Origin of the sequence: uncultured Dokdonia sp., from assembly GCF_937910895.1 — a bacterium.
GTDB lineage: Bacteria > Bacteroidota > Bacteroidia > Flavobacteriales > Flavobacteriaceae > Dokdonia.
On the sequence record NZ_CALEMI010000071.1, the window covers coordinates 1 to 14,490 of the forward strand.

The 14,490-nt window shown below is 37.7% G+C and carries 13 protein-coding genes; 9 read left to right on the forward strand and 4 right to left on the reverse strand.

What is annotated here, in order from left to right:
• Both Q0505_RS08905 and Q0505_RS08910 read right to left on the reverse strand, forming a co-directional pair.
• Positions 1-204 (reverse strand): SIMPL domain-containing protein (locus Q0505_RS08905; protein WP_366519386.1); only part of this gene is annotated, 204 nt, incomplete at its 3' end.
• Positions 205-220: 16 nt separating this feature from the next.
• Positions 221-868, reverse strand: a complete 648-nt coding sequence (locus Q0505_RS08910) for a rhomboid family intramembrane serine protease (protein ID WP_299211642.1) — start codon at positions 866-868, stop codon at positions 221-223.
• A gap of 67 nt (positions 869-935) precedes the next feature.
• Here Q0505_RS08910 and Q0505_RS08915 point away from each other — a divergent pair, with 67 nt between their 5' ends.
• Positions 936-1,844: a lysophospholipid acyltransferase family protein gene (locus tag Q0505_RS08915; protein WP_299211645.1), complete on the forward strand. Its 909-nt coding sequence runs from the start codon at positions 936-938 to the stop codon at positions 1,842-1,844.
• Between the two features lie 65 nt (positions 1,845-1,909).
• Here the strand turns inward: Q0505_RS08915 and Q0505_RS08920 are convergent, their stop codons facing one another.
• Positions 1,910-2,308, reverse strand: coding sequence for a heme-binding protein (locus Q0505_RS08920; RefSeq protein WP_299211648.1), 399 nt, complete (start codon positions 2,306-2,308; stop codon positions 1,910-1,912).
• A 259-nt stretch (positions 2,309-2,567) separates the two neighbouring features.
• A complete protein-coding gene (gene glmM / locus Q0505_RS08925; RefSeq protein WP_299211651.1) occupies positions 2,568-3,956 on the reverse strand; it encodes a phosphoglucosamine mutase in 1,389 nt (462 codons plus the stop codon).
• Positions 3,957-4,186: 230 nt separating this feature from the next.
• Here glmM and Q0505_RS08930 point away from each other — a divergent pair, with 230 nt between their 5' ends.
• The 8 genes from Q0505_RS08930 (at position 4,187) to Q0505_RS08965 (ending at position 14,249) form a co-directional block, all read left to right on the forward strand.
• Positions 4,187-4,771 carry an acyl carrier protein phosphodiesterase gene (locus tag Q0505_RS08930; protein WP_299211654.1) on the forward strand — a complete coding sequence of 195 codons (585 nt, stop codon included), beginning with the start codon at positions 4,187-4,189 and terminating at the stop codon, positions 4,769-4,771.
• 799 nt (positions 4,772-5,570) lie between these two features.
• Positions 5,571-7,037, forward strand: a complete 1,467-nt coding sequence (locus tag Q0505_RS08935) for a VWA domain-containing protein (protein ID WP_299211657.1) — start codon at positions 5,571-5,573, stop codon at positions 7,035-7,037.
• 314 nt (positions 7,038-7,351) lie between these two features.
• Complete coding sequence (locus Q0505_RS08940) at positions 7,352-7,543, forward strand: hypothetical protein (RefSeq protein WP_299211660.1); 192 nt, start codon at positions 7,352-7,354, stop codon at positions 7,541-7,543.
• A 145-nt stretch (positions 7,544-7,688) separates the two neighbouring features.
• Positions 7,689-9,395 (forward strand): gamma-glutamyltransferase, encoded by a 1,707-nt coding sequence (gene ggt, locus Q0505_RS08945; RefSeq protein WP_299211663.1) that lies wholly within the window; start codon positions 7,689-7,691, stop codon positions 9,393-9,395.
• Between the two features lie 1,028 nt (positions 9,396-10,423).
• A complete protein-coding gene (locus Q0505_RS08950) occupies positions 10,424-10,603 on the forward strand; it encodes a hypothetical protein (protein WP_299211666.1) in 180 nt (59 codons plus the stop codon).
• 312 nt (positions 10,604-10,915) lie between these two features.
• Positions 10,916-11,074: a hypothetical protein gene (locus tag Q0505_RS08955; RefSeq protein WP_299211669.1), complete on the forward strand. Its 159-nt coding sequence runs from the start codon at positions 10,916-10,918 to the stop codon at positions 11,072-11,074.
• Positions 11,075-11,385: 311 nt separating this feature from the next.
• Positions 11,386-11,841 (forward strand): MarR family transcriptional regulator, encoded by a 456-nt coding sequence (locus Q0505_RS08960; protein WP_299211672.1) that lies wholly within the window; start codon positions 11,386-11,388, stop codon positions 11,839-11,841.
• Entirely contained in the window at positions 11,841-14,249 is a 2,409-nt protein-coding gene (locus tag Q0505_RS08965) for a 3-hydroxyacyl-CoA dehydrogenase/enoyl-CoA hydratase family protein (RefSeq protein WP_299211675.1), read from the forward strand. Before Q0505_RS08960 ends, Q0505_RS08965 begins: the two co-directional genes overlap by 1 nt.
• Positions 14,250-14,490: the final 241 nt, after the last annotated feature.

A 14,490-nucleotide genomic window follows, 5' to 3' on the forward strand; every position in this document is an offset into this window, starting at 1 on the left:
AACAGCATTAATAGAAGCATCATTTTCTCTTTTTACAGCTACGGCATCTTTTCCTTCACTTTCTACACGTACTTTAATATCCACTTGATCTGGGGTTACTTTTACAACGCCTTTTCCAGTGACGTTAACAAGCGGTTCTGTGTTTTGTGTTTGTGCAGTAAGACTCATAGTACATAATAGTATAAATAGACGTAGTAGTTTCATAGTAAATAAATGGATATTAAATTTTACCTAATTTAATCATTACAAATAAGATAACAATAGGAATGGCTAACAAAATAACCATTAAGAGATTGGTTTGCAATAAAGAAGGCATCATAAATAAGGTAATAAGATACCCTCCTACTGCGCCTCCAAAATGCGCATCATGCCCAATATTATCATTTTGAGCCCGCATTCCATAAATGGAATACAAAAGATATCCGATTCCAAAAACATACGCTGGCATCGGAATAATAAAAAATAACCCTAACATCATATCGGGATTTAATAAAATGGCTGCATATAATACCCCAGACACAGCACCACTAGCCCCAAGTGCCGAATAATGATACTCATCTTTATGAAAGAAATAAGAAAGCAAATTCCCTATAATTAAACTTCCTATATACACGATCACAAATTGAAAAACACCTAACTGATAGATTACTGGATTTGCAAAGAAGTATAACGTAAGCATATTCACAAAAAGATGCTGAGGATTTGCGTGTAAAAAAGCAGAAGATATCATACGTATCTGTTCTCCTCTTCGGATAGCACCTATTTGAAATAGATATTTATTTTTAAAACTATAATCACTAAAGCCCTTCATTGAAAAGAGCACATTAATAGCTATAATCGCTATTGTCACTGGATGTAAACCCGCCATATTTTATTATTAATTACGCAGTAAAGATACCTATATTTGTGTTATTGAATTATAACAATTTTCCTAAATGCAAGCGATCGCTTATTGGCTTATCTATCCCGTACTTTGGATGTTATCAAAATTACCATTCAGCGTATTATACGTGCTTTCTGACTTGGTCTATATTCTTGTATATCGCATTATAGGATATCGCAAAACAACCGTTCGCTATAACCTTAGAACGGCATTTCCAGAAAAATCATCTTTAGAATTAAAGCAAATAGAAAAAAAATTCTATCATCACTTATGTGATTTATTTATAGAGATGATCAAAACCATGAGTATCTCAAAAGAGCAGCTTCATGCTAGAATGACCTACACCAATATGGAACTTGTCCAAGAGTATGAAACAAGAGGAAAAAGTGCCATTGTACTGTTAGGACATTATGCCAGTTATGAATGGTCTTTTGCCATACAACTGCACGTAAAAAACACAGGCCACGGCATTTATAAAAAAATCAAAAATCCTTATTTTGATGCTTTGGCACGCCGTATCCGAGGACGATGGAATACAAAACTGATTGCTAATAGGTTTGCTGCCAAACACATGACACAACAAAAAAAAGAAGGAATTGTCTCTATGTATGGCTTTGTTGCAGATCAATCCCCAAGATTAGCCAAGTCACATTATTGGACCCAATTTTTAGGACACGAATTACCCTTCTTTACAGGGGTAGAACGTATTTCAAAAGAGCTTGATCTTCCTATTCTCTATCTTAAAGTCAAAAAGACAAAACGAGGTCATTATGAAGGTACTTTTATTGAGTTAGCAGCAAATCCTACGGAGATTCCAGATTATAAGATTACAGACGCTTTCGCGAAAGCGTTAGATTCCCAAATACGAGAAGCTCCAGCATATTACTTATGGACGCACAAACGTTTTAAACTCCTTGGACGAAAACAAGAATCGGCTGCTGGTGAAGAGAAAGTGAATTAAGGTATTATTAATGTGTCGTCCTACAAATAGTACATCAATTTTTAGAACGACACACTATATAGTATTTAGATAGCTGCCGCTCCAGCTTCTGCAACAGCGTGATCGTTTTCAACAGAACTTCCACTTACCCCGATAGCGCCTATAATTTCGCCTGAAGCATTTTTAATGGGCACACCTCCTGGAAATGTAATAAGTCCGTTGTTTGAATGCTCAATATTGTATAAAGCTCCACCTGGCTGAGATAAATCTCCAATAAGCCCAGTATTCATATCAAAATAACGAGCTGTTTTAGCTTTTTTAATAGCGATATCCAGTGACCCTAACCAAGCACCGTCCATACGACTAAATGCTACTAAATTTGCTCCTGCATCTACAATAGCAATATTCATTTTTGTCTCTATTGCTATCGATTTTTCTTTTGCTACTGAAATCATTTTTTCAGCTTGTGCTAATGTAATATTCATAGTTTCCTGTTTTTATATCATTTTAATAATGATACAAATGTACTCGGAAAGGAGTTGAATAGTACTACTAAAACAGTTTAACTACTTAAGATTACAAACAATTTATAAACTCTAGAGCTGTTACCACACAAGCATAATTTACATACTCACCACGACCACAACCATAACAATAACAGATAACTCAATTCCTGAATAACCAAAAAAGACCATCTAAACAACTTTTAGACGGTCTCTTAAATTTAAATGCTGGTCTTAATTCTTACAAACCAGCGACTTCTTTAATATCTTCAATCATCGCATCGGCGACACGAGTTGCCTCTTCTTGCGTTCCAGCTTCTGTATAAATACGAATAATAGGTTCTGTATTCGACTTACGTAAATGCACCCAATGATGCTCAAAATCTATTTTCACGCCATCTATTGTACTGATATCCTCATTTGCATACTTCTTAGCCATTGCATCCAATAATGCATCTACATCAAGTTCTGGTGTCAATTGAATTTTTTGTTTACTCATAAAATATTGAGGATAGCTCGCTTTCAGTTCGCTTACGGTCATCGTTCCTTTGGCAAGGTGCGTTAAAAATAAGGCTGTTCCTACCAGACTGTCACGTCCGTAGTGAGAAGCTGGATAAATGATGCCACCGTTTCCTTCACCTCCTATCACAGCGTTAGTATCTTTCATTAACTGTACAACATTGACTTCGCCTACAGCACTTGCGTGATATGTACCGCCGTGTTTACGGGTAATGTCTCTAAGCGCACGAGATGAAGATAAATTGGATACGGTGTTTCCTTTGGTTTCACTCAACACATAATCTGCACAAGCAACAAGCGTATACTCTTCGCCAAACATTTCTCCCGTTTCATCTATAAAAGCCAGACGATCTACATCAGGATCGACGACGATTCCAAAATCAGCTTTTTCTTTGACGACCAATTTACAAATATCCCCTAGATGCTCTTTTAGAGGTTCTGGATTATGTGGAAACTGACCATTAGGTTCGCAATATAATTCTACGGGAATCACCCCTAGCCTATCTAACAATCTAGGAATAGCAATCCCTCCTGTGGAGTTCACGCCATCTACGACTACTTTAAATTTAGCCGCTTTAATCGCGTCTACATCGACTAAGTCTAAATCAAGCACTTCATCAATATGCAAATCGATATACGCATCATTTTTGGTGATTTTTCCAAGATCATCTACCTCAGCAAATAAGAAATTTTGATTTTCGGCATATTGTAAGATTTTCTCTCCTTCAATACCATTTAAAAACTCTCCTTTACTATTTAATAATTTAAGTGCATTCCATTGCTTCGGATTATGAGAAGCTGTCAAAATAATCCCTCCATCGGCATGCTCCATTGGAACTGCAATTTCAACAGTAGGCGTTGTAGAAAGCCCTAAGTCTATCACGTGAATTCCCATTCCAATAAGCGTATTCATAACTAATTCTTGAATCATAGCACCCGAAATACGAGCATCACGCCCCACCACTACCCGATAGGTTTCTTTATTGCGATCGTTTTTAAGCCATGCGCCGTATGCTGCTGCAAATTTTACCGCGTCGATAGGCGTTAAGTTATCGCCTGTAGCACCGCCTATGGTTCCTCGTATCCCAGAAATTGATTTAATTAAAGTCATTAATGTAGGTTTTTATTAATATGCTGTTTGGGGGATGCAAAAATAAGAAAAGAGAACTACTTTACACGCTTGTTTAAAAATAGTAATGATTTGATGATGGGAAGACGGTGTTCGCTTTCGCGAAAGCGTATATAAAATCTATCAAACTAGCGAAAAAAATACATTTTATTCTTAAAATTTATCGCTTGTTTTTAGGTGTTATTGCCTCTCAAATAGTACCTTGTTGCTTTATGAATTTTCTAGCGCACATATACCTTTCTGAAGCCGACGATATGGTGACCATAGGCAATTTTATGGCAGACGGCATCAAAGGGAAAAAGTATTTAAATTACCCCGAAGCGATTCAAAAAGGGATTCTGATTCATCGGTGGATTGATAGCTATACCGATAGTCATCCTATTACCAAACAAAGTACCAAGAGACTACATTCCAAATATGGTCATTACAGCGGTGTGATCGTGGATATTCTATATGATCATTTTTTAGCCAAAAATTGGAAAAACTATCACGAGCAACCTCTCGAAGAATATGTCGCCGATTTTTACAAACTGTTAATAGATCATTATGAACTTCTCACCCCTCGTATTCAAAAAATGATGATCCCTATGATGAAGCAAAACTGGTTACTCAGTTATGCAACGCTAGAAGGTATTGAGACAGTACTTTACAATATGAATATCCGTACTAAAAATAGAGTTCCTATGGATGAGGCTATCCAAGATTTAAAAGAACACTATGAGGCATTTGAAAAAGAGTTTACCGCTTTCTTTGAAGAATTACGCGCTTTTGTAGCTCTAAAAATGGAAGAATTATAATTAAAGTAGGAATGGTTACTTAGTTATTGATTATTTAAGAATAATACATTTTAATTATTTCGACCACAGCAAAGACTAGACACTATGGCTTAGTTTATTTATAAGAGTGCGCTTTCGCGAAAGCAAAAAGTAAATTCCAAATCACAAGTTCAAAAAAGAGACCGCTTCGCTGATAGAATATAGACAATAGAACATAGACCTTGTTAACTATGGATATTTTTTAGAATCCCGCATCCCGCACCCAAAAAAAGTAAATTCCAAATCACAAATCAAAAAAGAGACCGCTTCGCTGATAGAATATAGACCTTGTTAACTATGGATATTTTTTAGAATCCCGCATCCCGCACCCAAAAAAAGTAAATTCCAAACTCCAAATTACAAATTCAAAAAGAGACCGCTTCGCTGATAGAATATAGATCATAGAATATAGACCTTGTTAAATATGCAGATTTTTTAGCATCCCAACACAGCATAAGATAAATTCCAAATCACAAATTCAAAAAAAAAGACCGCTTCGCTGATAGAATATAGACAATAGAACATAGACCTTGTTAACTATGGAGATTTTTTAGCATTCACTTTTCACTTTTAGTATATTACTTCCAGCACCCAGCAAAAACTCTCTTTTCTTTCTTCTTTTTTCTCTTCTCTCAAAAAAGCTTCCTGCTTCTCACATCCAGCATCCAGCATCCAGCATCCAGCATCCAGCACCCAGAAATCTATTCATTACAATAAATTAACATAACCAGACACAACCATTTGATGATTTTACACTCTAGTAGATATAAAACACATCACTATGAAAAACTATCTATCTATCTTATTCCTATCCGTATGTTGTATCATTAGCTGTACAGAAGCAGATGAGTCTTTTACAAACAACTCTGTGACAGAGGATTTTGGCGGCGCTCAACTCTTTGGAGACAACTACGGTGAGATCGTAGAAAACCCATTTATCAATACTGTCGATGAAGCGACATCAACGTTTTCGATAGATGCAGATGGTGCATCGTATGCCAATGTAAGACGTTTTATACAAGAAAGTCAGCAATTACCGCCTGCAAATGCAGTGCGTACGGAGGAACTCATCAATTACTTTGATCTTGATTATGACTATACAGACACGACACACCCGATAGATTTAAACGGAGAAGTAAGTACCTGTCCGTGGAATACAGACAATAAACTCGTTCGCATCGGTATCAAAGGAAAACCTATTCCTGAAGCGGAATTACCAGCCTCCAATTTTGTTTTCTTAATAGACGTATCTGGCTCTATGTCCAGTGAAGACAAACTAGAACTCCTTAAAAATGGGTTTAATCTTTTTGTAGATGAACTTACCGAGCAAGATCGTGTTGCTATTGTCACCTATGCTGGAAGCGCAGGACTCGTATTACCATCTACCTCAGGAGATCAAAAACAAACGATCAAAGACGCTATCAACAGTTTGGGTTCTGGAGGAAGTACTGCGGGAGCAGAAGGCATTATTACTGCTTATGAGATCGCACAAGAAAATTTTATAGATGGTGGAAACAACAGAATCATTATTGGTACCGATGGTGACTTTAATGTAGGTCCTTCAAGTACAGAAGATCTTATCACATTGATCGAAGAAAAAAGAGACTTCGGAATTTTCTTAACCGTTTTAGGCGTAGGAAGAGGGAACTTAAATGATGCTGCTTTAGAGCAAATTGCAAACAATGGGAATGGTACCTACGAATATATAGATACGATTGACCAACTACGTAAAGTCTTTATTTATGATTTTAGCAAGTTTTTTACCGTAGCCAAAGACGTCAAAGTACAAGTTCAATTCAACCCTGAAAACATCCTTGCCTACCGATTAATAGGCTATGAAAACAGAGTACTAGACAATGAAGATTTTGAAGACGATGAAGAAGATGCTGGAGAAATTGGAGCCAATCAAAACATCACAGCAATCTATGAAATTGTACCACAATCCAATCAAAACCTAAGCGAAAAAGCCTTAACAATTGATTTTAGATATAAAAATCCAAGTGAAGATCTCAGTATTCCTGTATCATTAGATATATTTGACGAAGGAAATTCGTTCTCACAAGCATCCGATTTTATGCAATTTACAGCAAGTGTCGCCTCTTTTTCGATGTTGTTACGTGACTCGCAATACAAAGGAACAAGTTCATACAATCAAGTAATCAATTGGTTAGATAATACCTCTCTTGCAGATCCATATAACTTTAAAGCACAATTTAGAGACTTGGTACAGCAAGCCTCTAGTTTCTAAACAACTACAAATACCCTCTATAAAAAGAGGTTATATAAGCAGTCTGAATGGTGTGGTGCCTGTTCAGACTGCTTTTTTTGTGATGTATAACGAAAAACAACCTAAAACATAAAAATACTGATTATCAACATGTTAAATACATTGAAAAGTGTAAGCATTTGTTTTAAAGACCTCTATTTCACTACATAAAAATGTACCTTTACACATGTAATACGTTATTTTTCAATACACTAAAAAATTATTCTTGCAAGGATAGACATACCCCTGAATGTCTCAAAGGATCAGGGCATATTCACTTTATAATCTATATAATTATGCTAAAGAACATTTTGAATCTAAACGGAGTTCAGCAACTAGAAAAGAAAGCGCAAAAATCAATTATGGGAGGAGGAACTAACTTTCCTTCAACACAAGAAGATTGTGAACTTTGTGGAGGAAATTGGTACCCAACGCCTCTTTGCGGAGGTATGTGTGAGTTATCCGTAAACTCTCCGTGCGCAAATTAAAAAATCAGTATCATACACTAGTAAAAGCTGATATTCCGAAACAGAGAATATCGGCTTTTTAGTGTTATTACAATAATATTTTTCCATCTTCGTAAGAATCCCTATTTTTAAAAAGTGAAGCAACATAAATCATTCACTTTAAATTATGAAATACACCATCGCCTCCCTTTGCACGCTTCTATTCCTTATCACAAGTTGTAAAACCGAAGCTCCTCAAGAAAAGAGAACCATTCAACGCGGACTCATTACGCAAAAAGCCATGGTGGTTTCGGCGCGTGAAGAAGCCTCCAAAATAGGCGCTATGATTATGGAACAAGGCGGAAATGCCTTTGACGCAATGGTCGCTACAGAAATGGCACTTGCCGTTACCTATCCGTATGCAGGAAATTTAGGAGGTGGCGGCTTTATGGTTTATCGTACCGCAAACGGAGATGTTGGCGCTCTTGACTATAGAGAAAAAGCGCCTAATGCAGCAAGTAGAGATATGTATCTGGATGAAGAAGGCAATGTGATTCCTGATCTAAGTACAGAAGGAGCCATGGCAGTAGGCGTTCCAGGAACAATCTCTGGTATTTTTGCTGCCCACGAGAAATTTGGCACGATGCCTATCGAAAAGTTGCTACAACCTGTCGTTGATTTAGCTAGAAACGGATATGTAGTCACCGAGAATCAGGCGAAACGTTTTGAAAAGTATAGCGAAATCTTTAACCGTGTGAATGAAGATAGTACGATGCTGTATAGTACCGCTTTCGCGAAAGCGGAAACCGTAAAAAACCCAGCACTCGCCGAAACCCTAGAACGCATTATCGCAAACGGTAAAGCCGAATTTTACGGCGGCGAAACTGGTCAAAAAATGGTTGATTATCTACAAGCCAAAGGAGGTATTATGACCGTAGAGGATTTAAAAGCATACCAAGCACAGTGGCGTACGCCCGTCACTTTTGAATATGATAATCTAAAAATTATTTCCATGAGTCCGCCGTCTAGCGGTGGCGTATGCCTTGCTCAAATTATGCAGATGGTAGAGCCGTATGATCTCTCAGAATACGGACATAACTCAGAAAAAACCATTCAGGTGATTACCGAAGCAGAACGCCGTGCCTATGCCGATCGTAGTTTTTATCTCGGCGATCCTGATTTTGTTGATATTCCTATCGATACCTTAATTTCCGATGCGTATAGTACCAACAGAATGGATAGCTTCTCTTGGGACAAAGCAACACCTTCTAGTGACGTCAATTATGGCGAATTACCTGGTTATGAAAGTATGGAAACCACCCACTACTCGATCGTCGATCAATTTGGAAATGCGATTGCAGTAACCACTACCTTAAATGGTGCTTTTGGTTCTAAATTATATGTAGATGAACTTGGTTTCTTTTTAAATAACGAAATGGATGATTTCTCATCAAAAGCTGGTGTGCCTAATATGTTTGGACTTATTGGCGCTAAAGCGAACGAAATCAGACCTGGCAAACGAATGCTTTCAAGTATGACGCCAACACTCGTAGAAAAAGATGGTAAATTCTGGATGACCGTTGGAACGCCAGGAGGTTCTACAATTATTACTTCTGTATTACAAACGATTTTAAACGTACACGAATTTGACATGGGAATGCAGGAAGCTGTGAATGCGCCACGTTTTCATCATCAATGGTTACCAGACATCGTGATGTTTGAACCAAACAGCTTTGATGCTCAACTTCTTCAAAGCTTAAAAAGTAAAGGCTACGTCCCTAATGAAGAAGCCTCTCCCGTGATTGGAAAAGTAGATGGAATCTTAGTGCTACCTGATGGCACACTAGAAGGAGGAGCTGACCGCCGTGGGGATGATACGGCGATTGGGTTTTAGATATTGTCAGTCTTAGCCTGTAGAAGACAAGTTTATAGACTAAAAATTATACTACTTTGATAAGATGAACTGAGTGTTGGATGCTGAAAATTGTCAGTCTGAGCCTGTCGAAGACAAATTAGTTGCCGGATGCTGGATGCTGGGAATTGTCAGTCTGAGCCTGTCGAAGACAAGTTAGTTATCGGATGCTGGATGCTGAAAATTGTCAGTCTGAGCCTGTCGAAGACAAGTTTGTAGACTAAAAATTATACTACTTCGATAAGATGAGCTGAGTGTTGGGTGCTGGATATTTTTAAAAAGAAATCATAGAGTATAAACTATACAAAACACATAAACTTCACCAAAAATCTCATAACTCAACTCAAAGCTGTCGCAAATCATACACAGGTAGTAAAAATGAAGATTTATATGACAATTCGGAATGCATTTTTGATGTTAAGAATATAATAAAACAAAATTAAAAGCGGTAATCACTTTTGTCTCTGCAAAATGTCTTTCGCCCTTGAGCGAACAAGAAGCACTTAAAAAAATACACTAAAATCACGTAAACACCTATAGTATAATCAACTACCCCTTTTTATCATGAAAAGTGTTAGTAGTTATTCTGCTTTTTATGTAAAATCATAACCAATTGTTAATCAATAAATTATATTAACATTGTTTTTTTATAATCTATACAATTAATTTTTAAATTGTAGCATATAAGTCTTTATATATCAAATCATTATTGCTAATTTAAAAACCATGTATCATGCTCAAAAAAATTGTAAACCTAGGTAAAACATTAACAAATTTAGAACTAAAAACAATTCAAGGATCAGGACGCCCTTTTATAGGAAGTGGTTGTCGTCCGTCATGTCCTACAACCTGTGCGTCGTTAGGAGGTGTATGCGTTCCATGTCCAAGCGATTATACTGGTAGCGAAGAATGCAGAATATATTAATGGTTCATCAAAAAATCTAAAAAGATACAAGCTGCAAGTATCTTAAAATGATTGCAGTTCTTATAAATCATTTAAAAAATCTATCATGTTAAAAAAAATCAAAAACCTAGGACAAACACTTAGTAAAGAAACCCAAAGAGAAGTAAACGGAGGACGGTTCGAAGAAGACACTTGTAATAATCCTTATATCAATGAGGGAGGACCTTGTAATCAAGGATACTACCCACATCCAATATATGGACATTGTGTATGCTGTGCTAACTAATAGGTAAGTATACTATTTTTATCAAGAGGTTATCATAGCAGATAGCCTCTTTTTTATGATAATCGAGATCATTATAGTAGATGATTCTTTATATGCTTTCGCGAAAGCGTATATACCCAAAGCAAAACGCTTCTAGTGTATTTTAAAGAATAAAACCCTATCAACACCTGCAAATTTGAAAAACATACCAACACTTTTGTAATGACTATTGCATTCTTATAAACAAATCTATTTCTTTAAATAATAGTAAGACACAAACTATAAGTGTCTCAAAATGTTTATAGTAGTAATTCATCATTAAAAGATTTAAATATGTTAAAAACAATTTCAACATTAGGAAAAGCGATAACAAAAGAGCAATTACTTCGTGTAAACGGAGGAGGTGCTAAACCTAGAAAATGCGAATTCAGTGCAGATCCGTCAACAGATTGGTGTTGTGCCCTTCCACAAGGATGCCCGGACGGTGCATAAAATGAACCAACAATACACCTATGTCAAGAGAAGAAACAACCTTCTCTTGACATTTTACTTTATACTTTTCCAAAACAAATATCCCACTTCTCCCCCAACATCTTCCAACCGTCTACTCCTACTTCGCTACATTACTACATATTCCAATAACATATAATCACCATAAACTGTAAAAAATATCACAAATCCTCCATGTGATGTCTTTTACCTGAGCTGCAATGGTAGCTTTTTGTGAAATTTATCTTTATTTTACTATGCGCGCATAGTATTTTTATGTATATTTACAACGATTTCGAACCAAATCATCCCTAATGAGAGACAAAACCATCGATTTTTGTTTGCGATATACTTGGCAAGCAGTTATAAAAATGTATAACGAACAAGCATCCAAATACGACGGAACCATGGCACATGCCTTCGCCTTGTTAAGCATAGACCCAGAAGAAGGAACCCCTTCTACAGCACTAGGACCTCGTATGGGAATGGAAGCAACTTCCCTATCACGCACCTTAAAAGCGATGGAAGAAAAAAACCTTATTGATCGTAGACCCAATCCAGCCGATGGTAGAAGCGTCCTCATACATCTTACGGATGAAGGAAAGCTAAAACGTCAATACGCAAAAGAACACGTACTTCAGTTTAATAATACCATACTCGAACACGTGTCTGAAGAAGAAATCAACGGTTTTTATAAAGTAATAGAAACCATAAATGACCTAGTACAAAATAAGAGAATATTTAATCAAGAAGAAACCATACATAAATAATGGCAAAACGTATAATAAGAAAAGTCGCCGTCATTGGTAGCGGAATTATGGGAAGTGGCATCGCTTGCCATTTTGCAAACATTGGTGTGGATGTACTCCTTCTGGACATCGTCCCTCGCGAACTAAACGAAAAAGAGAAAGCAACAGGACTCACCTTAGAGGATAAAGTCGTGCGCAACCGCATGGTTAACGACTCATTAACTGCCGCTTTAAAAAGCAAACCCTCTCCTATTTATCATCCCGCTTTCGCGAAAAGAATCACTACAGGAAACCTTGAAGACGATATCGCCAAAGTAAAAGACGTCGATTGGATCATCGAAGTCGTCGTAGAACGTCTAGATATCAAACAACAAGTTTTTGAAAACTTAGAAAAGCACCGTACACCAGGAACGCTTATTACCTCAAACACCTCTGGAATTCCTATTCACTTTATGAGTGAAGGTAGAAGCGAAGACTTCCAAAAGCATTTCTGCGGAACACACTTCTTTAACCCTGCACGTTACTTAAAGTTATTCGAGATCATTCCAGGTCCCAAGACCGATCAGAGCGTGTTAGATTTCTTAAACAATTACGGAGAACAATACCTAGGGAAAACCTCGGTGGTTGCCAAAGACACTCCCGCCTTTATCGGAAACCGTATCGGAATCTTCTCTATTATGAGTCTTTTCCATACCGTAAAAGAAATGGGACTCACCATAGAAGAAGTAGATAAACTCACAGGTCCTGTCATCGGACGCCCGAAGTCGGCGACCTTCCGTACGGTAGATGTTGTAGGACTTGATACCTTAGTACACGTAGCCAACGGAATTGCAGAAAACTGTCCTAAAGACGAACGTAGAGCGTTGTTTGCCTTACCAGATTTCATCAAAACCATGATGGAAAACAAATGGCTAGGATCAAAAACCGGACAAGGATTCTATAAGAAAACAAAAAATGACGAAGGGAAAACAGAAATCCTTTCGCTAGACTTAGATACCTTAGAATACCGTCAAGCTAAACGCGCTAAGTTTGCAACTCTTGAGTTAACAAAAACCATCGACAATGTAGCCGATCGTTTTAAAGTACTCGTAGGCGGAAAAGACAACGCTGGCGAATTCTATCGCAAGTCGTTTGCACACCTATTTGCCTATGTACAAAACCGAATCCCAGAAATCACGGATGAGCTCTATAAAATAGACGACGCCATGAAAGCAGGTTTTGGTTGGGAACACGGCCCTTTCCAAATTTGGGATGCTATCGGTGTCGAAAAAGGAATTGAACTTATGAAAGCCGAAGGACTTGAAGTTGCCTCTTGGGTTACCGATATGATCGCTTCTGGAAGTACGTCTTTCTACACCGTAAAAGAAGGCGCTACTCATTTTTATGATATCCCTTCTAAAACGCAAACCAAAGTACCAGGACAAGATGCTTTTATCATTTTGGACAATATCAGAAAACAAACGGAAGTCTTTAAAAACTCAGGCGTTTCTGTACAAGACTTAGGCGACGGCATCTTAAATCTAGAATTCCGTAGTAAGATGAACACCATTGGTGGTGACGTACTCGCCGGAATCAATAAAGCCATTGATCTTGCGGAGCAAGATTTTGCTGGACTCGTTGTAGGAAACCAAGGCGCCAACTTTTCTGTAGGTGCTAATATTGGGATGATTTTTATGATGGCAGTAGAGCAAGAATATGACGAGCTCAATATGGCGATCAAATATTTCCAAGACACCATGATGCGTATGCGTTACTCAGCCATTCCAACCGTTTCTGCCGCGCACGGTATGACCTTAGGAGGTGGATGTGAGTTATCACTACACGCAGACAAAGTAGTCGCTGCTGCCGAAACCTATATCGGACTGGTAGAGTTTGGTGTCGGTGTAATTCCTGGTGGTGGAGGATCTAAAGAAATGGCGTTACGCGCCTCAGATACCTTCCAAAAAGGCGATGTAGAACTCAATGTATTGCAAGACCACTTCCTGACTATTGGAATGGCAAAAGTATCGACCTCTGCGTATGAAGCCTTTGATACAGGCATCTTACAAAAAGGAAAAGATATTGTGGTTGTGAATAAAGACCGTCAGATTGCTACCGCAAAAGCACACGCTCAACTCATGGCAGATGCAGGCTATACACAACCTGTAATGCGCAATGATGTTCTAGTCTTAGGAAAGCAAGCCTTAGGGATGTTCTTAGTAGGAACCGACAGTATGGAAGCCAGTCACTATATCTCAGAACACGATAAGAAAATAGCCAATAAACTCGCCTATGTGATGGCAGGAGGAGACCTTTCTGAACCTACGAAAGTATCAGAACAATACTTACTGGATCTGGAACGCGAAGCCTTCCTTTCCTTAACCACAGAGCGTAAAACATTGGAGCGTATTGAGCATATGTTGAAACGAGGGAAACCGCTTCGTAATTAGGCTTTTTTCGCTTTCGCGAAAATGACGTAGGACTTGATTGCTGCGCAATCTGACGTAGGACGTAAGACTAAATTGTTACAATTTCGCTTTCGCGAAAACGGTTAAAGAAACAAGAGTCAGGAATAAAAAGACGTAAGACTTGATTGCTGCGCAATCTGATGTAAGACAAGGGCTAAAGCCCTGACATAAGATTGAGGTTAATAATTATTAAAGAATAAAAATTAAGTCTTACGTCCTAAGT